This is a genomic window from Micromonospora sp. NPDC048986, assembly GCF_040649335.1.
In the GTDB taxonomy this organism is placed as follows: Bacteria; Actinomycetota; Actinomycetes; order Mycobacteriales; family Micromonosporaceae; genus Micromonospora; species Micromonospora alfalfae.
Window position 1 is genome coordinate 317,920 of sequence record NZ_JBEZFJ010000007.1, and the last position, 18,184, is coordinate 336,103.

Genomic DNA, 18,184 nt, shown 5'->3' on the forward strand with positions numbered 1-18,184 from the left:
AGCTATGCTGCCGGCAGGTCACGAGCGCCAGCGTCAAGCCCCGGCTTGCTGGCCGGCAACCCTCGTCGAGTTCGCGGTGGGGTGCCCCGGGTGATGACCGGGCCCAGCCCGATCGGTGTGCTGGGCAAGCGCGGACCCCGTCCCGATGTCGCACCCGGGGTCCCTGACCCCGGAGGTTCCGGCGTGTCCGTCACTCTCGTCCCCTCGCTGCCCAGCCTGCCCACCGTGCCGTCGGTGCCGTCCGCGCCGCTCGACGTCCTCGGCGTGTCCGGCGAGATCAACCTGGACTACGCGGCCAGTGCGCCGTGCGCGCGGGCCGCCGCCGACGCGGTGGCCGAGCTGCTGCCCTGGTACGCCAGCGTGCACCGTGGAGCGGGAGCGCTGTCGCGGCGTTGCACCCTCGCGTACGAGCAGGCAAGGCAGACGATCGGCGACTTCTTCGGCGCTCGCGCCGACGATCATGTGATCTTCACCCGCAACACCACCGACGCGCTCAACCTGCTGGCGCGGGCCGTGCCGGCCGGCACCACCGTTGTCACGTTCGCCTCCGAACACCATGCCAACCTGCTGCCCTGGCCGCGCGGGTCGGTGCGGCTGCCGGTGCCCAGCGACAGCGACGGGGCGGTACGCGATCTCGCCGCCGCCCTCACCGAGCTGCGCCGGGGCAGCAGCCCGGCGTTGCCGGTGCTGGTGGCGGTGACCGGTGCGAGCAACGTGACAGGTGAGCGGTGGCCGGTCGCCGAACTGGCCCGGGTGGCCCACCGGCACGGTGCCCGGATCGTGCTCGACGCCGCGCAGCTCGCCCCGCACGCCCCGGTCGACCTGCTCGCGCTCGACGTCGACTACCTGGCCGTGTCCGGCCACAAGCTGTACGCGCCGTTCGGCGCGGGCGTGCTGATCGGTCGGGCCGACTGGCTGGACGCCGCCCCGCCCTACCTGGCCGGTGGTGGGGCCACCAGCCACGTCGGGCCGGCCACCCACGACGTGACCTGGGCGACCGGCCCGGCCCGCCACGAGGGCGGCACCCCGAACCTGCTCGGAGCGGTCGCGCTGGCGGCGGTGTGCAGGGCCCTCGACGAGGCGGACCAGGGCGCGCTGGCCGCCCACGAGCAGGCCCTGCTGACCCGGCTACGGACCGGCCTCGCCGCCCTGCCACACGTCGTCGAGCTGCGCACCTTCGGCCCGGACGCGCCCCGGGTCGGCATCGTCTCGTTCGTGGTCGCCGGCCGGGACTCCACCGAGGTGGCCACCCGGCTGGCCGCCGAGCACCACATCGGCGTACGGGACGGGTTGTTCTGCGCCCACCCGCTGGCCCAGCGTCTGCTCGGCGAGGCGGCGGGTCGTACCGGCCGTCGGGACCTGCCGCCCACCGCGCTGCGTGCCAGCATCGGGCTGGGCAGCACCGCCGCTCAGGTGGACCGGTTGCTCGCGGCCCTGGCCGAGTTGGACTGAGGCCGCCCGGCGGTGGTCGCCGCTCAGCCGACCGGCGGGGCGGTGGGTGGCTTCGGTGTCTCGCCGGGCCCGGCGGGCTCACCGACCGGGCGCTCCTGCTCCCCGAAGGCGGTGCGGATCCACCGGTTCGCCTCCTCCTGCTCGATCCCGGAGGCGACCAGCAGATCGCTCGCTGTGGTGCGGATCTGGGCGATCACCACGCTGCCGGAGAAGCCCACGCCGTCGCCGTACGCCCGGCCGGCCTCGCTGACCGCCCGCAGCGACCGTTCCCGGGCCTTCTCCGGCTCCTCACCGGCGGCGAACTCGTGCTTGAGCAGCCGGACCGACTCGGCGAGGTGCCCGATCGCGTCCGGCATCGGATCGGGCACCGGTTCCTCGTCCTCGACCAACGTGACGGACCGGCGGATCAGCGTGCCGCTGTTGCGCATCGCCCGGTCGATCGGGTCGGCCGCCTCGGCGTAGTGGGTCAGTTCGTCGCGGCGGTGCCAGCGGGCCGGCGAGAGGGTGGCGGTCTCCTTCGCTCCCTCAATGGCCTCGCCCAACGTGGCCAACTCCTCCTTGTTGTTGCGCAGCCTCTCCAGTGCGCCCTGGATGGTGGCGCGGTCCCGGTTGCGCAGCCCGTCGGCTGTGGCGTCGAGCTGGGCGGCGAGCAGGTCCAGGGCGGGGCGGGCGGCCCGGTTGATTACTCGAAGCGGGTTCAGTGGCAGCAACACAGCCGTGACCAGCAGCGCGATCCCACCGCCGAGGAACGCGTCGACGAAGCGGGGGATCTCCAGGTTCTGGGTCGACGGGCTCAGCGTCACGATCAGCACCGCCGTGGCCGCCGCCTGGATGACGATGGCCACGCTCGCACCGGCGAAGATGGTGAGCAGGATCGCCACCGTGACCACCAGGCCGAGCTGCCACGCCCCGGTGCCGAGCAGGTAGATCAGGAGGTCGCCGACGGCCACCCCGACCCCCACCCCGACGATCAGCTCGATGGTCCGGCGGAACCGCTGACCGACCGACGCGGCAAGGGTGCCGACCGCGGAGATCGGCGCGAAGACCGGTTGCGGGTTGCCGAGCACCTTGTGCGAGATCAGGTACGCGAGCCCGGCGGCCAGCCCGGCCTGCACGGCGAGTCCGCCGGCCATCCGTACCCGGTGCAGCCGATCGTGCAGGGTGGCCCGGCTGCGGTGGCGCAGCTGTTCGGTGGCCTCGGCGATCCGCGCGCCGTCGATGTCCACCAAACCGTCGCGCAGCGCGGTACGTCGCACCATCGGCTGTCGCTTGTCCCGGGCCACGGCCATGGGCGCGACTACCCGTGGTGGGCCCGCTGAACCCTCCCTTCGGGCGCGTCGAGGGAGGATGCGCCAGACTCGGGCGGTGGTTGATCTGTTGGACCGATGGCGGGCGGCGGCCCGGGGTGCCGGCGCGAGACCCGATCCGGATACCACCCGGGTCGGCGAGCAGGTGATCGTCCGGTGGCGGGAGCCGCACCGGCACTACCACACGCTGGCCCACCTGACGGCGGTGCTCGATGTGGTGGACCAGCACGCCGACCTGGCCACTCGGGCCGACGCGGTCCGGCTGGCGGCCTGGTTCCACGACGCGGTCTACGACCCCCGGGCCGCCGGCGACGCCAACGAACGGGACAGCGCCGCGCTCGCCGAGAACATGCTCACCGGGCTCGGGGTGCCGGCGCCCACCGTGTCCGAGGTGCGCCGGTTGGTGCTGCTCACCGCCGGGCACGCTGTGGCACCGGGCGACCGGGACGGGGTGCTGCTCTGCGATGCGGACCTGGCCGTGCTGGCCGCGCCGCCGGCCCGCTACGAGCGTTACGCGGCGGCGATCCGCCGGGAGTACGCCCATGTGCCGGAGCCGGCCTTCCGGGTTGGGCGGGCCGCCGTGTTGACCGGCCTGCTGTCGCTACCCGCGCTGTTCCGGTCGCCACGGCTGGCGAGCCGGTGGGAGGAGCCCGCCCGGGACAATGTGCGCCGCGAGCTGGCCACCCTCACCGGGGCGCCGGGGAACGCCTGTTGACCAGGTGCTTCGGCCGACGCAGGTCGGCGTCGCGGAGCAACCGGACCAGTTCCCGGCTCGGCACCACCTGGGCACCGAGCCACACCGCCGCCGCGAACCGGTCGGCCGGAATGTCGTAGTGGTCCCGATCGAAACCGCGCCGGGGCGCGCCCAGCGCCTCGGCGAAGGCGTGCAGCTCGGCGTACGAGACGTCACTGATCAGGTGCGACCAGAGCCGACCGCGCCACGGCCAGGCCGGCCGGTCCAGGTAGAGCATGGTGCCCAAGTTATCCCGGCCAGTCGATCATGTTGATGATCGCCGGTCGGCGACCTAGCCTCGGCTGCATGGCCCCCACCGCGCTCCTCGACGACCTGCGCGCCGCGCTCGGTGACGACGCCGTGCTCACCGACCCGGACCTGCTGCGCATGCACCAGCGCGACGAGGCCGACCTGTGCGCCGCGGGCGTCCCGTTCGTGGTGACCCGCCCACGCGACACCGAGCAGGTGGTCGCCGTGATCCAGGCGGCGGCGCGGCACGGCGTGCCGGTGGTGCCGCAGGGCGCGCGGACCGGGCTGGCCGGCGCGGCGAACGCGGTGGACGGCGCGGTGGTGCTCAGCACCGTCGCGATGAACGAGATCCGGGAGATCGATCCGGTGAGCCGGATCGCCGTGGTCCAGCCGGGGGTGGTCAACGCGGCGCTGGCCGGGGCGGTGGCCGAACAGGGCCTCTGGTACCCGCCGGACCCCGGCTCCTGGGAGTCGTCCACCATCGGCGGCAACGTGGCCACCAACGCCGGCGGCATGTGCTGTGTGAAGTACGGAGTGACCACCGAGTACGTGCTCGGCCTGGAGGTGGTGCTCGCCTCCGGCGAGGTGCTGCGCACCGGTCGGCGTACGGCGAAGGGGGTGGCCGGCTACGACCTGACCCGACTGTTCGTCGGTTCGGAGGGCACCCTCGGCGTGATCACCGAGGTGACCGTCGCGCTGCGGCCCGCCCCGGCCGACTCGCTGACCCTGGTGGCGGTCTTCGGATCCACCGCCACGGCCGGCGCGGCGGTGGCCGAGATCGCGGCTCGCGGGCTCACCCCCAGCCTGCTGGAGTTGCTGGACCAGACCCACCTGCGGGCGATCGAGGCGTACCAGCCGATGGGGTTGCGGACCGACGCGCAGGCCCTGTTGCTGGCCGCCGCCGACACCGGCTCCCGGGCGGCGGACGACCTGGCAGTGCTGGCCGAGGTGTGCGAGGCCGTCGGCGCCGACGAGGTCTACGCGGCCACCGACGCGGTGGAGGCGGCGGCGCTGCTCCAGGCTCGCCGGCTGGCCCACCCGGCGATGGAGAAGTTCGCGGCGGACGCCTACCCGGGCGGCAACGGCGGTCTGGTGATCGACGATGTGGCGGTGCCGCGCGGCGCGCTCGCCGCGCTCCTGGACGGGGTCGCCCGGATCGCGGCCGAGTGTGAGGTGCCGATCGGCGTGGTGGGGCACGCCGGGGACGGCAACATGCACCCGAACATCGTGGTCGACCGGGCCGACCCGGCGAGCGTGCAGCGGGGTCGACGGGCCTTCGACGAGATCATGCGGCTCGGCCTGGACCTGGGCGGCACGTGCACCGGCGAGCACGGGGTGGGGCTGCTCAAGCGGGACTGGCTGGCCCGGGAGATCGGGCCGGTCGGTGTGCGGGTGCATCAGGCGATCAAGTCGGCGCTCGACCCGGCCGGCCTGCTCAACCCGGGCAAGGTGCTCTGAGCGGCTGTGGTCAGCCCTTGACCTCGGCCGGGGTCGCCTGGGTGAGCAGCAGCAGGATCTCCCCGGCGACCGGCGTGAGCTCCTCACCCGGGCAGTCCTGCGAGGTGATCAGCCCGGTGGAGGTGATGAGGCTGGACGTCAGCGCGTCGATACAGGTCGTCCGGTACCGCCGGGCCTGATCGGTCTCGTCGGCCAGCCTCGGGTTGGCGAGCAGCACCTGGAGCCGTTCGGTCAGCTCCGGTGCGAGGGTGCCCCGGGAGGTCACGCCGTCGCCGGCGCAGTCGACGCACTGCCACGCGCCGTTGCGCTCCACGCTCAGGGTGCGCATCGGCCCGTCCTCGCCGAGCCGCTGGAGCAGGCTGACCTGACCGGCGGCGACAGTGGTGGGGATCTCCAACTGCGATCCGCCACCGGCCGTGCCGGCTGTCGGTTGCGCCACCGGGGTGCTCGGCTTGTCGTCCTCGAAGAGGGAGCACCCGGTCAGGGCGCCGACGAGCGCGACGGCGAGCAGGGGTACGAGCAGGCGAGGGCGCGCGCGGGGTAGCACGCGCGGAAACCTACCCCACCGTAGGTAGCGTTCGAAACCACCATCCGGGTCGGTATCGATGGTTACCCATCGGTAACGTCGCAATTCGTCATCGAGCGGACGGGCGCAGCTCTGCCTGATCGTCGTCGCCCCGGTCGGCCGCGTAACCCCGGACGTCCGGAGCGCCGAGGCGGGCAGCGTCCGCCGCCGCGTCGTCCGGCATCAACTGGGACTGCCGCTCCGCCTCCACCCGGGCCCGGTAGTGCTCGACCTCGCGTGCCCGGGTGGCCGCGTCCCAACCGAGCACCGCGCCCATCAACTCGGCGGTGTGCTCCGCAGACTCCAGCCCCCGGTGGCTGGTCTCGAACGAGATCCGGGTCCGCCGGGTCAACACGTCCTCCAGGTGCAGCGCGCCCTCGGCCCGCGCCGCGTACGCGACCTCCGCCGCCAGATACTCCGGAGCACCAGCCAGCGGGGACGCCAGCAGAGGATCGGCGTCGACCAGCGCCAGCAGGTCCAGGGTGAGGGTGCCGTACCGCTCCAGCAGGTGCTCCACCACGCCCACCGGCACGCCGTGCCGGCGCGCCAGGTCGGCCCGGTCCCGCCACATGGCCGGGTACCCGTCGGCGCCGAGCAGCGGCAGGTCGGCGGTGCGCGACGAGCGAGCGCCACCGAGTCGGCGAGCGGCCCGGTCGACCACGTCGGACGCCATCACCCGGTACGTCGTGTACTTGCCGCCGGCCACCAGCAGCAGCCCGAGCATCGGCTCGAAGACCGCGTGCTCACGGGAGAGCTTGGAGGTCGAGTCGGCCTCGCCGGCCAGCAGTGGCCGCAGCCCGGCGTACACCCCCTCGATGTCGGCCGTGGTGAGCGGCCGTTCCAGCACTGTGTTCACCTGCTGAAGGAGGTAGTCGATGTCGCGGGCCGAGGCGGCCGGGTGGGACCGGTCCAGTCGCCAGTCGGTGTCAGTGGTGCCGATGATCCAGTGCCCGCCCCACGGGATGACGAAGAGCACCGAACTCGCCGTACGCAGGATGAGCCCCGTCTCACCGGTGATCGCCGAACGGGGCACCACCAGGTGCACCCCCTTGGAGGCGCGCACCCGGACGCCGGGCCGCAGGCCGACGTCGTTGAGCATCCGGGACATGTCGTCGGTCCACACGCCGGTGGCGGCGATGACGGTGCGGGCCTGCACCTCGAACTCCGCGTCCGGCGACCCCGGCGGCGCCTCCAGGTCCCGGACGCGGACGCCGGTCACCTCACGCGCCTGCCGGATCAACCCGACGGCGCGGGCACTGCTCACCACAGTGGCGCCGAGGCTGGCAGCGGTGCGAGCCAGGGTGACCACCAGCCGGGCGTCGTCGACCTGCCCGTCGTAGTAGCGGATCGCCCCGGCCAGCGCGTCGGCCCGCAGACTCGGGAAGATCCGCCGGGCACCCTCCCGGGTCAGGTGACGGTGCAGGGGCATGCCCCGCCCTCCGCCGAAGACCCCGGCGAAGGCGTCGTACGCGGCCACTCCGGCGCCGTAGTACGAGCGGCGGAAGACCCGGGCCGGCAGATCCCGCAGGCCCCGTCCGGCCGGCAGCGGCACCATGATCGGCACCGGGCGGACCAGATGCGGCGCGAGCCGGGTGGCCAGCAGGCCGCGCTCGGTGAGCGCCTCGTGGACCAGGTGGAACTCCAACTGCTCCAGGTAGCGCAGGCCACCGTGGATGAGTTTGCTGGACCGGCTGGAGGTCCCGGCGGCGAGGTCACGCGCCTCGACCAGCGCCACCTTCAGGCCACGGGACGCCGCGTCCAGGGCGGCACCGGCTCCGGTCACCCCGCCCCCGATGACCAGCACGTCGAAGCGCTCGGCACGCAGTCGACGCAGGTCGGACGCACGGCGGACCGGTGAGAGCTGACCGGCGACGGATCGGGAGATATTGGGGTCACGCACCTGTCCACCGTAACCGTCGGGCCACCGTGTCGACATTTGCCGCCCGCGCCGGGCGACCTTCACGTCTCGCCGACGATGACGTCTTACTGCCGTCGACGCGAGCCGCTTGATCTGAGCAACGGCCAGCAGAGGTCGGAGATCTTGGACAGTTTCCGTTAGTGGGTCAACGGAAACTGTCCAAGATCTCCACAGTTCTTCGATGAGGCAGTCGGTTCGAAACCGTTCACCGTGGTCGTAAGGTTCTCGGAATGCAAGGTCACCCTGGGCATCCCGGAGTCAGCGCTCGCATTTCCCCGTGGCCGGTGGTCGCGGCGGTGCTGGTCGGCTGCTGGACAGTCGCGGTCACAGTGGGCACCCAGACCGGTGGCTGGCTCACCGATCAGGTGCTGTTGGGCTTCGGGCGGGACCGGCTCGGCTGGCTCTGGCCGGTGCTTGGCCTGGCCACCGTCGTGCTGGCCGGTACGCCCGCCCTGCTGCTGGCCCTCCTGCCCCGATCGGGCGCGGTCCGGGCCACTGGGCGGGCCTGGCTGATCGGGGCACTCGCGCTGGGCGTGCTCACACTGCTGCGGGTCGTGCCGCCGGTGCACCACGAGGCGTACCTCGCCGCGCTGGCCGGCGCGGCGCTGCTCAGCGCGCTCACCGTGCGCTGGTCGATGCGACGAGTGTCCCGTTCCCATCTCGGCAGCGCGCCCGACGCCAGCGCGTCGACGTCAGTCGACGGCACCGCTGGCGCACCCCTGAACGCCGACGCCGCCCGAACCGACGCCGCCGGCAACCCCGGGCCGAACGCTGACACCTCCCGAACCGGAACCGCCGGCAACCCCGGATCGAACGCCGACGCCGCTGCGACGGCCGGCGGGGGTCCGCAGCCGGTCGGGCCGCGGCGGGGGTCGCCCGGCCCGGTGCCGCTGCTCGCGGTCGCGGCCGGGTTGGCGCTGCTGCTGCCGTGGGCCTGGCTGGGCGCGCTCGGCGGTCTCCTGGAGACCGCGCTCGCGCTGCTGGCAGCCGCCGCGCTCGGGGTGCTCGCCGCGACTCTGCTCGATGCCCCCTTCTGGGCCGCGTTCGCGGTTGGGCGACCGCCCCGGCCGGCTCGGCTGGTGCTGGTCGGCGGCCTGGTCGCCGGGGTGGCGCTGCTGCTGCTCGCGGCCGGGACCGGCCAGTCCGGCGCGCAGTTGCCCGCGCTGCTGACAGTGCCGCCGGTGGGTTTCGCGGTGGCCGCGCTCTGGGCCGCGACCTGGCGGCCCGCCGCCGACCCGGCGACCGCCGATCCGGCCGTCGCCGACCCGGCCACCGCCACCCGTTCCGGCCGAACGGCGACCGGCTGGCTCGTGGGCCTGGCCGCGCTCGGCCCGCTGGCCTTCACCGACCCGGAAGAGATCAGCCTGCTGCTGGTCGGCACCCGGGACGTCCCGTTCTGGGTGGCGACCGCCGCCTGCGTCGGGCTCGCCGTCGCGGTCCTGGTCGCCATCGGGTACGCGGTGCTGCTCGCCCGGCCGACGGCACGCACCCCGAACAGGCGGGTCGCCGCGGTGGCGGCCGTGGTGCTGCTGGTGGCGTTCGGGGCTGTCGACCTCAGCCCCGGCCAGCCGGGCCTGTACGGCGAGCGGCTGTTCGTGGTGCTGCGTGCGCAGGCCGACCTGAGCGGTCTGCCGGCCGCCGCGCCGGGTCGGGCCGGGCGGGACGCCCGCGCGGCGGAGGTCTACCGGCGGCTGGTGACGACCGCCGAGCAGAGCCAGGGTGACCTGCTCCGGGGGTTGAACCGGCTGCGCCTCGACCCGGTGTCGTACTACCTGGTCAACGCGGTCGAGGTGGACGGCGGCCCGGCGGTGCGGGCCTGGCTCGCCAGCCGACCGGAGGTGGCGCGGGTGCTGGTCAGCCAGCGCCTGCGGCCACTGCCGGCCCCGGCCGGGCAGAGCCGGGGCACCCTGCCCACGCCCACCGGGCCGCAGTGGAACATCCGTCAGATCGGCGCCGACCGGGTGTGGTCCCAACTCCGGGCCACCGGCACCGGCATCGTGGTCGGCAGCTCCGACTCGGGGGTGGACGGCACCCATCCGGCGTTACGGGCCGGGTTCCGTGGTGGGGACGACTCCTGGTACGACCCGTGGAACGACACCCGGAGCCCGACCGACCAGGGCGGGCACGGCACCCACACGGTGGGCAGCGCGGTCGGGCGCGACGGCATCGGGGTGGCGCCGGACGCGCAGTGGGTGGGCTGCGTCAACCTGGACCGCAACCTCGGCAGCCCCGCGCACTACCTGGACTGTCTCCAGTTCATGTTGGCGCCCTTCCCGGCCGGCGGTGACCCGTTCACCGACGGCCGTCCGGAGCGGGCCCCGCAGGTGCTGACCAACTCGTGGGGTTGCCCGCCCATCGAGGGTTGTGACCAGCGGGTTCTGCGGCCGGCCACCGCCGCCCTCGACGCCGCCGGGATCTTCGTTGTCGCTGCGGCCGGCAACACCGGCCCGTGGTGCGCGTCGATCGACGATCCGCCCGCCCCGTACCCGGACGTGCTGACAGTGGGCGCGGTGGACGCCAAGCGGCGGGTGGCCGAGTTCTCCTCGCGCGGGCCGGTGCCGGGTGGCTCGGGTAAACCGGACGTGCTGGCACCGGGGGTGGGGGTGGTGTCGGCCATGCCGGGCGGCACGTACGCCGCGCTGGACGGCACGTCGATGGCGACCCCGCAGGTGGCCGGGGTGGTCGCGCTGATGTGGTCGGCGAACCCGGCGCTTGTCGGTGACGTGACCCGGACCCGGCAGATCCTCCGGGACACCGCCACTGCGGCGACGCCGACCTATCGCTCCGACAGCCCGTCCGACGCCTGCGGCGCACCGTCGAACGTCACCGGCGCTGGCGAGGTCGACGCCTACGCCGCTGTTCGCGCCGCCCAGCAATAGGCAGGTCTCCTTACTGAAGTGCCGAGCCGGGGGTGCGACACGACATTCGGTGATCTAGGGTCGGCGACCATGGACGCCGAGATCACCGTCACCGAGCTGACCGCCGACCTGGTCACCAGCGTCGTGCAGCTCTGCCAGCAGTCGCTCGACCTGCCCGAGGACTCCGCCGAAGCGGCTTCCATAGTGGATGTGCTCTGGACCCGGGCCACCACCGACCGGCCGGTGGTCGGGCTCGGCGCGTACCGAGGTGCGGACCTGGTGGGGGTGTTGATCTGTTCGGTGTCATCGACCGAGCCGGGGATCGGGCACGTGGACCTGGTCGCGGTCCTTCCGGATCAGCGGCGTCGGGGCGTCGGCCGGGTACTGCTCCAGCGGGCCGAGCGGGTGCTCGCCGAGCGCGGGGTGACCGAGGTGCTGCTGGCCGGTAACCCGCCGTACTACGCCTGGCCGGGAATCGACGTCCGCTACACGCCGGCGGTCTGCGCCGCCCTCGCGCTCGGCTACCAGCAGGACCGGACCGCGTGGAACATGACAGCGGACCTGTCGTACGACGGGTCGCCGGCACTGCGGTCCACGGAGGCGACGGAGCGGCGGCTGGCCGATCAGGGCGTCACGGTACGCCGGGCGGAGCCGGCGGACCTGCCGGCGCTTGTCGCGTTCGCCAGGTCCACCTTCGGTGGAACGTGGGACGCAGAGCTGGCCGGGTCGGTCGGGCGCGCCGACGCCGGTTGCCACCTGGCGGAGCGGGACGGCGAGGTGCTCGGCTTCGCCGCGTACGGGTCGTCCCGGCCGAGTTGGTTCGGGCCGATGGGCACCGCGCCGGCCGCGGCGGGCTCGGGCATCGGTGGGGTGCTGTTGCGGCGCTGCCTGCGCGACCAGCGGGCGGCGGGGCTGGACCGGGCACAGATCGGCTGGGTAGGACCCGTGCCGTTCTATTCGGGCAGCGCGGGTGCGTGGATCGAGCGGGTCTTCTTCCTGTACCGGCGAACCCTGTCCGGGGCGTAACCGGGGTAAACAGGACATAGATCCATTCGCCCGCACCGGCCATCGACGCCCCCTACCGTTTCGGTAGAGGAGGCAGCCATGACCGCGGATGACAACCAGACCGAGGACGGCCCGCCGATCACCTGGAAACCGGTGGGTGAACTCCCCGGCCAACTGCCGTTCGACAGGCTCGACTACGGCGACGCCGAGCAACTGGCCGAGATGACCACCGACGGTGAGCCGTCGGCGGCCGAGGAGCCGCAGGAGATGGTGGACGCGCCGATCCAGCTGCTTCCGCCGTACAGCCGGGCACAGAAACGGCGCAACCAGCGCCCACTACCGACCTGACGACGAACGGGGCGGACCGCGTCAGCGGCCCGCCCCGTTCGGTGTCGGAACTGGACTCAGAAGTCCATGTCCCCGCCACCCGGGCCAGCCGGGGCAGCCGGGGTCTTCTCCGGCTTGTCCGCGACAACGGCCTCGGTGGTGAGGAAGAGCGCCGCGATGGAAGCGGCGTTCTGCAGCGCCGAACGCGTCACCTTGGCCGGGTCGATGATGCCCGCGGCCAGCAGGTCGACGTACTCGCCGTTGGCGGCGTTCAGACCGTGACCCGCTTCGAGGTTACGGACCTTCTCCACCACGACGCCGCCCTCAAGGCCGGCGTTGACGGCGATCTGCCGCAGCGGGGCGTCGAGCGCGACCTTGACGATGTTCGCACCGGTCGCCTCGTCGCCGACCAGGTCGAGCTTGTCGAAGGCGGTCTTGCCGGCCTGAACCAGCGCGACGCCACCACCCGGGACGATGCCCTCCTCGACGGCGGCCTTCGCGTTGCGAACGGCGTCCTCGATGCGGTGCTTGCGCTCCTTGAGCTCGACCTCGGTGGCCGCGCCGACCTTGATCACCGCAACGCCGCCGGCCAGCTTGGCCAGCCGCTCCTGCAGCTTCTCCCGGTCGTAGTCGGAGTCGCTCTTGTCGATCTCGGCCCGGATCTGGTTGACCCGGCCCTGGATCTGCTCGGCGTCGCCGGCACCGTCGACGATGGTGGTCTCGTCCTTGGTCACCACGACCTTGCGGGCGCGGCCCAGCATGTCGAGGCTGGCGGCGTCGAGCTTGAGGCCGACCTCCTCGCTGATGACCTGGCCACCGGCGAGGATGGCGATGTCGGTCAGCATGGCCTTGCGGCGGTCACCGAAGCCCGGCGCCTTGACGGCGACCGACTTGAAGGTGCCACGGACCTTGTTGACCACCAGGGTGGCGAGGGCCTCGCCCTCCAGGTCCTCGGCGATGATCAGCAGCGGCTTGCCCGACTGCATGACCTTCTCCAGGATCGGAAGCAGGTCCTTCACCGACGAGATCTTGCTGTTGGCGATCAGGATGTACGGGTCGTCGAAGACGGCCTCCATACGCTCCGGGTCGGTCATGAAGTAGGCCGAGATGTAGCCCTTGTCGAAGCGCATACCCTCGGTGAGCTCCAGCTCCAGCCCGAAGGTGTTGCTCTCCTCGACGGTGATGACGCCTTCCTTGCCGACCTTGTCCATCGCCTCGGCGATGATCTCGCCGACGGTGCTGTCGCCAGCGGAGATGGAGGCGGTGGAGGCGATCTGCTCCTTGGTCTCGACGTCCTTGGCGAGCTTGGACAGCTCCTCCGAGACGCTCGCGACAGCAGCCTCGATGCCCCGCTTCAGGGCCATCGGGTTGGCGCCAGCGGCCACGTTGCGCAGGCCCTCGCGAACCAGGGCCTGGGCCAGGACGGTCGCCGTCGTCGTGCCGTCACCGGCAACGTCGTCGGTCTTCTTGGCGACCTCCTTGACCAGCTCAGCGCCGATCTTCTCGTACGGGTCCTCGAGCTCGATCTCCTTGGCGATGCTCACACCATCGTTGGTGATGGTGGGGGCACCCCACTTCTTCTCGAGCACGACGTTGCGGCCCTTGGGGCCGAGGGTCACCTTTACGGCGTCGGCGAGCTGGTTCATGCCCCGCTCGAGGCCGCGGCGCGCCTCTTCGTCGAACGCGATCATCTTGGCCATACGGCGTTGTCCTCCTGGACACTCACGGGCCACCCGAGATGTGTGCCCCGGATGGGCCGCCTGGTGTACGCACCTTGGGACGTCGCCACCTGGCGACGACGACGTCCTTCGGCCGGGCCGGATAGCCCGCGACGACCGGCCATGTGCCGCCCCGGCGTCTCCACGCCGGTGCAACCTGGCCCCACCGTCCCGACCATTGGCACTCACGGTATGCGAGTGCCAATGACTTGTTTAGCACTCTCACCTGCCGAGTGCAAGCACGATGCCGCCGCTCAGCCGAGTTCCGCGGCCAGTCCAGCGGTGTTCACCGGCCCCTCATGGGCACGCTGCTCGGCGTACGTCACCAGCAGACCGATCATCTGCGCGAGGTGGGCCGGCAGGGCCAGCACGGCGGTGATCCCGATCACCACCACCGCCACGGCGGCGGTACCTGCCGAGGAGAACGGATCCGTTCCGAGCGTGGAGGTGCCGAACCCTTCCAGGGCACCGGGGATCAGGGTGCCGACGATCACCGCCACGGCCACCAGGGCCACCCGTCCGAGCAGCAGGCCGAGTCGGTCGTGGAACATCCGGAACGATCGACCGATCGGGTTGTGCCGTTCGAAGAGATAGACCGGGCCGGCCATGCTCAGCGCGAAGGCAAGGTAGATGCCCGGCAGCAGACAGAAACAGACACCGACGCCGATGAGCAGACTGACCAACAGGGTCCAGCCCCACAGCCCGAGCGCCCGACGCAGGCCGTAGCGCAGCGCAGACTCCAGGCTGGCCGGCTGACCAGCCGCCTGCTTGGTGATCACCCAGGTGCCGGCGGCCCACCCGACAGACTGCACCAACCCGACCACCAGGCTGCCGCCGACCAGCAGGACCAGGAGACTCAGCAGTTCGACGGCGAAATTGTCCGGCAGGGTGGGTGCCGACGTCGATTCGGCCTGGGCGGCCCACTTCGCCGACGGGTCCAGCCCGAGGGAGACCACCGAGAGCACCGCCGCCGGCAGCACCTGGGTGAGCAACATGATCGGCACCAACTGCCGCCAGCCCCGCCGCAGCGCTCCGCCGCACCGGTTGAACCAGCCCTCGACACCGGCACCGGGCGGCGTGACCAGTGCGTCGTTCGGGTCGAACCCGTAACCCGGCGGGTACCAGCCGACCGGCGGCCCCGGGTACCCCGGCTGCCCGCCGTAGGGACCCGACCCGGGCGGGTAGCCCCCGGTGGGCGGGAACGCCCAGCCCTGCGGTGGCGGGGCCGCACCCCAGGCACCCTGCGCGGGATCCCAGCCGGACGCCGGACCGGCGGGGCCGGAGGTCGGGCCGGCCGGGGGCATGCCCGGCCCCCAGCCGGACGCCGGACCGGCGGGGCCGGAGGTCGGGCCGGCCGGGGGCATGCCCGGCCCCCAGCCGGGCGGTGGACCGGCGGGGCCGGAGGGCGAGGACGGATCGGACGGGTCCGGCTCCCCCGACCCGGAGGGCGGAGTGGGCGGAGGTGGCTGGTCAGTCATGAACGCTCCTCACATCGGCTGGAACGGTTCACGATCTTCCCGGCTACGTGCCCCCGCCGCAGCCCCGACTCGCGGGCCGATCGGCCAGGAAGCTCAGCCGATGACGCGCACGTGCTCCGCCTGTGGGCCCTTCTGACCCTGGGTGATCTCGAACTCGACCCGCTGACCGTCGTCCAGCGCCTTGTAGCCGTCCATCTCGATCGCGGAGAAGTGGACGAACACGTCCTGACCGCCGTCGACGGCGATGAAGCCGTAGCCCTTTTCGGCGTTGAACCACTTCACGGAGCCCTGTGCCACGGTGCACTTCCCTCACTCTGCGCGGCGTTGCCTGACTCGGCGCACGGCACGGCCGGGCGCCCCGGACCACCGACTCAGCGATCGATGACCGCCATTGAAGCAGGTGACCGAAATCGCACGCTACACGAGGAGTGACGGCCGCGCACGGCCACAAATCAGACACACTTCGGGGCGTCCCGACCGCGCTGACCGGCCGGGCTCTCGAGCCACCGGATTCGCCAGCGTCATTGCGAATGGAGGGAGGGTCGCGGGGCAGCCCCGACGTGCCGGGGATCGGGCCCAGCTCGTGAAACACCGTCCCTGCCCTGTGATAGGCATGCGGACATGACCACCGACATCGGCTCGCCGGCCCCGCGGCTCGCGGAGATCCGCCGGGTCCGGCCGGAGGACGCCGCCCGGATGCGGGCGCTGCGCCTGGAGATGCTGGCCGACGCGCCGTTGGCCTTCCTGGAGACCCTGGCGGACGCGGCGGCCCGACCGCACAACGAGTACGCCGCGCGAGTCGCGTACACCTCGGCCGGTTCCCGCAACGCGCAGTTCATCGCCGACCCGGGCGGCCGGCTGGTCGGGCACGCCGGCGGCACGACCCACCCGAACGAACCGGGGCTGACCGTGATCTACGCCGTGTACGTCACACCGGCCTGGCGTGGCAGTGGCCTGCTCGGCGAACTGGTCGACGGGGTGGCCGCCTGGTCCCGGGCCTGCGGCCGACCGGAGTTGCTGCTGGAGGTGGTGGTCGGTAACGACCGCGCCTACCGCGCCTACCAGCGCCTGGGCTTCAAGGACACCGGCGTACGGGTCCCCCACCCGAACATCCCAGCCCTCACCGAACTACAGATGCGCCGCCCCGCCTAAAACCAAGAACTCATCCCAGGGCAGAACCCCGGTGATGCTTCAGGGCCGGATGCGTCAGCGACAACCGTGCCCACGTCAGGGTTTCCGGGGCAGCCCGACCCGCGCAGGGATCAAGCCTGACCGCCCGGAGCGGGTCGGGCTGACCCGGAAACCCCCACCGCGACCAATAAACTCAGACGTGCCGCCGCGACTGCACGATCCGGAACCGGTTCGCCACGTACGCCCCGTCGGTCAGCGCCGAGTTGGCCGCCGCGTTGGCCCCACTGCCGTGGAAGTCGGAGAACGCCGCCGACTGGTTGACGAAGACACCACCGGTGAGGTTGCAGGACAGGTGCACCCCGACCTCGACAGCCACCGCCTCGGCCGCGTCCAGCACGGCCTCGTCGGTCGAGTAGACCCCGGCGGTGAGCGCGCCCTTCTCGCCGACGGTCCGGCGCAGCAGCTCCAGGCTGTGCGCTGTGGAGTCGGTCGCGATGGCGAACGAGATCGGCCCGAACCATTCCCGGCCGTACGTCTCCGCGTCGTCCGCGCTCAGCTTCACGATCGTCGGGGTACGCACCACGGCGTCGGCGTACGACGGGTGGGCCACGGTCCGCGACTCCAGCACCGGCTCGCCGACCTTCGTCACCTCGGCCAGCCGCTCCAGCACCCCGTCGTTGACGATGGCGCCGGTCAGCTCCACGCCTCGGGCCGGGTCCGCGGTGAGCTTGCCGACGGCGGCGGCGATGCCGCCGGCCACCTCGTCGAAGCTCTTGTGCCCCTGGTCGGTCTCGATGCCCCCGGCCGGGATGAGGATGTTCTGTGAGGTGGTGCACATCTGCCCGCTGTAGAGGGTCAGCGTGAAACCGAGGTTGCGGCACAGGCCGGCGAAGTCGTCGGTGGAGTCGATGACGACGGTGTTGAGGCCGGCCTTCTCGGTGTAGACCGATGCCTGCCGCGCGTGCGTCTCCAGCCAGTCGCCGTACTCGGTGGAGCCGGTGAAGTCGACGATCTTGACGGAGCGGTGCAGGGCCAGGTCGCTGGCGAGCTTCTCGCCGGGCGCCTCGGCCGCCAGCATGATCAGGTTCGGGTCGAACCCGGCCTCGGCGAGCACCTCCCGGGCGTACTTCACCGTGATGGCCAGCGGCAGCACCGCGCGCGGGTGCGGCTTGACGATCACCGGATTGCCGGTGACCAGCGAGGCGAACAGGCCGGGGTACGAGTTCCAGGTCGGGAAGGTGTTGCAGCCGATCACCAGCGCCACCCCACGCGGCACCACGTGGAACGTCTTGGTCATCCGCAGCGGGTCACCCTTGCCGGCGGCCTTCTCCCAGCCCGCCGTGCCCGGGTGCCGGGTCATCTCGGCGTACGCGTACGCCAGCGCTTCCAGCGCCCGGTCCAACGCGTGCGCGCCACCGGCCTGGAAGGCCATCACGAACGCCTGCCCGCTGGTGAACTGCACAGCGTTGGCCAGCTCGAAGATGTGCTTGTGCAGCCGGTCGAGGATCTCCAGGCAGACGCCCACCCGGGCCTGCGGGCCGGCGTCGCGCCACGCCGGCAGCGCGGCGGAGGCGGCGCTGACCAGCTCGCCGGGGCCGGCGTGCGGGTAGCGCACCGCCAACTCCACCCCGAACGGGCTCGTCTCGGTGGCGACCCGAGCGCCGCTGCCAGGCTGGTCGAGCGGAAAATCACCGCCGAGGTACGCCTCGAAGGCGGCCTTTCCGTCGGCGGCGGCGGTCTCGCCGTACACCCTGGGGCTGGGGGATTCGGGATAGGCGGACCAGTAGCCCCGCTCCGTGATCGCGGTCAGCGCACGGTTGAGGGTGTCGGCGTGCCTGTCGTACAGGGGATGCGGGGTCTCCGTCATGCCCGCCATCATGCCGCAGTCGGGTTCGGGTGCAGAAGCGCCAATGACCGACAGCACCAGGGTTGCCCGCGGCGGCAGCGGGTATCCGCGGACCTTCCGGCCAGGAAAAGCCGGTCAC

General features: G+C 72.4%; 15 protein-coding genes and 1 riboswitch. Of the genes, 7 read left to right on the forward strand and 8 right to left on the reverse strand.

The genetic code is table 11. The features are described 5' to 3' along the window. Positions 1–16: 16 nt before the first annotated feature. Positions 17–137, forward strand: a riboswitch (SAM riboswitch). 70 nt (positions 138–207) lie between these two features. After that, positions 208–1,452: an aminotransferase class V-fold PLP-dependent enzyme gene (locus tag AB0B94_RS17235; protein ID WP_357280098.1), complete on the forward strand. Its 1,245-nt coding sequence runs from the start codon at positions 208–210 to the stop codon at positions 1,450–1,452. A 23-nt stretch (positions 1,453–1,475) separates the two neighbouring features. Here the strand turns inward: AB0B94_RS17235 and AB0B94_RS17240 are convergent, their stop codons facing one another. Then, the gene (locus tag AB0B94_RS17240; RefSeq protein ID WP_357279895.1) at positions 1,476–2,711 is read right to left on the reverse strand and encodes an FUSC family protein; all 1,236 of its coding nucleotides are present in this window, start codon (positions 2,709–2,711) and stop codon (positions 1,476–1,478) included. Between the two features lie 106 nt (positions 2,712–2,817). On the opposite strand from AB0B94_RS17240, the gene AB0B94_RS17245 reads away from it, so the two are divergent. Further along, the gene (locus AB0B94_RS17245; protein ID WP_357279898.1) at positions 2,818–3,474 is read left to right on the forward strand and encodes a metal-dependent phosphohydrolase; all 657 of its coding nucleotides are present in this window, start codon (positions 2,818–2,820) and stop codon (positions 3,472–3,474) included. Here AB0B94_RS17245 and AB0B94_RS17250 read toward each other — a convergent pair. Further along, entirely contained in the window at positions 3,446–3,730 is a 285-nt protein-coding gene (locus tag AB0B94_RS17250; protein WP_357279903.1) for a DUF4031 domain-containing protein, read from the reverse strand. The genes AB0B94_RS17245 and AB0B94_RS17250 overlap by 29 nt on opposite strands. A gap of 68 nt (positions 3,731–3,798) precedes the next feature. Here AB0B94_RS17250 and AB0B94_RS17255 point away from each other — a divergent pair, with 68 nt between their 5' ends. Then, positions 3,799–5,199, forward strand: coding sequence for an FAD-linked oxidase C-terminal domain-containing protein (locus AB0B94_RS17255; RefSeq protein WP_357279907.1), 1,401 nt, complete (start codon positions 3,799–3,801; stop codon positions 5,197–5,199). 10 nt (positions 5,200–5,209) lie between these two features. Here AB0B94_RS17255 and AB0B94_RS17260 read toward each other — a convergent pair whose 3' ends face one another. Then, complete coding sequence (locus AB0B94_RS17260; protein ID WP_238667010.1) at positions 5,210–5,746, reverse strand: hypothetical protein; 537 nt, start codon at positions 5,744–5,746, stop codon at positions 5,210–5,212. Between the two features lie 88 nt (positions 5,747–5,834). After that, a complete protein-coding gene (locus AB0B94_RS17265) occupies positions 5,835–7,649 on the reverse strand; it encodes a glycerol-3-phosphate dehydrogenase/oxidase (protein ID WP_357280105.1) in 1,815 nt (604 codons plus the stop codon). 263 nt (positions 7,650–7,912) lie between these two features. Between AB0B94_RS17265 and AB0B94_RS17270 the strand changes: the two genes are divergently transcribed. From AB0B94_RS17270 to AB0B94_RS17280, 3 genes are all read left to right on the forward strand, one after another. Beyond that, positions 7,913–10,561: a S8 family serine peptidase gene (locus AB0B94_RS17270; protein WP_357279913.1), complete on the forward strand. Its 2,649-nt coding sequence runs from the start codon at positions 7,913–7,915 to the stop codon at positions 10,559–10,561. 69 nt (positions 10,562–10,630) lie between these two features. Next, a complete protein-coding gene (locus AB0B94_RS17275) occupies positions 10,631–11,566 on the forward strand; it encodes a GNAT family N-acetyltransferase (RefSeq protein ID WP_357279917.1) in 936 nt (311 codons plus the stop codon). A 78-nt stretch (positions 11,567–11,644) separates the two neighbouring features. Beyond that, positions 11,645–11,893 carry a hypothetical protein gene (locus tag AB0B94_RS17280; protein WP_357279922.1) on the forward strand — a complete coding sequence of 83 codons (249 nt, stop codon included), beginning with the start codon at positions 11,645–11,647 and terminating at the stop codon, positions 11,891–11,893. A gap of 56 nt (positions 11,894–11,949) precedes the next feature. Here AB0B94_RS17280 and groL read toward each other — a convergent pair whose 3' ends face one another. The 3 genes from groL to AB0B94_RS17295 all read right to left on the reverse strand — a co-directional run bounded on the left by groL (position 11,950) and on the right by AB0B94_RS17295 (position 15,365). Then, positions 11,950–13,572: a chaperonin GroEL gene (gene groL / locus AB0B94_RS17285; protein ID WP_030490078.1), complete on the reverse strand. Its 1,623-nt coding sequence runs from the start codon at positions 13,570–13,572 to the stop codon at positions 11,950–11,952. 272 nt (positions 13,573–13,844) lie between these two features. Next, positions 13,845–15,068, reverse strand: coding sequence for a hypothetical protein (locus AB0B94_RS17290; RefSeq protein ID WP_357279927.1), 1,224 nt, complete (start codon positions 15,066–15,068; stop codon positions 13,845–13,847). A 93-nt stretch (positions 15,069–15,161) separates the two neighbouring features. Next, positions 15,162–15,365 carry a cold-shock protein gene (locus AB0B94_RS17295; RefSeq protein WP_091402914.1) on the reverse strand — a complete coding sequence of 68 codons (204 nt, stop codon included), beginning with the start codon at positions 15,363–15,365 and terminating at the stop codon, positions 15,162–15,164. A gap of 324 nt (positions 15,366–15,689) precedes the next feature. On the opposite strand from AB0B94_RS17295, the gene AB0B94_RS17300 reads away from it, so the two are divergent. Continuing rightward, the gene (locus AB0B94_RS17300) at positions 15,690–16,220 is read left to right on the forward strand and encodes a GNAT family N-acetyltransferase (RefSeq protein ID WP_357279933.1); all 531 of its coding nucleotides are present in this window, start codon (positions 15,690–15,692) and stop codon (positions 16,218–16,220) included. 172 nt (positions 16,221–16,392) lie between these two features. Here AB0B94_RS17300 and paaN read toward each other — a convergent pair whose 3' ends face one another. Beyond that, positions 16,393–18,066 carry a phenylacetic acid degradation protein PaaN gene (paaN, locus tag AB0B94_RS17305; RefSeq protein ID WP_357279937.1) on the reverse strand — a complete coding sequence of 558 codons (1,674 nt, stop codon included), beginning with the start codon at positions 18,064–18,066 and terminating at the stop codon, positions 16,393–16,395. Between the last annotated feature and the right edge of the window lie 118 nt (positions 18,067–18,184).

Coding starts and splice junctions, on each gene's coding strand:
- AB0B94_RS17240 (WP_357279895.1), bottom strand. CDS start 2,711: ATGGTGCGACGTACCGCGCTGCGCGACGGTTTGGTGGACATCGACGGC.
- AB0B94_RS17250 (WP_357279903.1), bottom strand. CDS start 3,730: ATGCTCTACCTGGACCGGCCGGCCTGGCCGTGGCGCGGTCGGCTCTGG.
- AB0B94_RS17255 (WP_357279907.1), top strand. CDS start 3,799: ATGGCCCCCACCGCGCTCCTCGACGACCTGCGCGCCGCGCTCGGTGAC.
- AB0B94_RS17270 (WP_357279913.1), top strand. CDS start 7,913: ATGCAAGGTCACCCTGGGCATCCCGGAGTCAGCGCTCGCATTTCCCCG.
- AB0B94_RS17275 (WP_357279917.1), top strand. CDS start 10,631: ATGGACGCCGAGATCACCGTCACCGAGCTGACCGCCGACCTGGTCACC.
- AB0B94_RS17280 (WP_357279922.1), top strand. CDS start 11,645: ATGACCGCGGATGACAACCAGACCGAGGACGGCCCGCCGATCACCTGG.
- groL (WP_030490078.1), bottom strand. CDS start 13,572: ATGGCCAAGATGATCGCGTTCGACGAAGAGGCGCGCCGCGGCCTCGAG.
- AB0B94_RS17290 (WP_357279927.1), bottom strand. CDS start 15,068: ATGACTGACCAGCCACCTCCGCCCACTCCGCCCTCCGGGTCGGGGGAG.
- AB0B94_RS17300 (WP_357279933.1), top strand. CDS start 15,690: ATGACCACCGACATCGGCTCGCCGGCCCCGCGGCTCGCGGAGATCCGC.
- paaN (WP_357279937.1), bottom strand. CDS start 18,066: ATGACGGAGACCCCGCATCCCCTGTACGACAGGCACGCCGACACCCTC.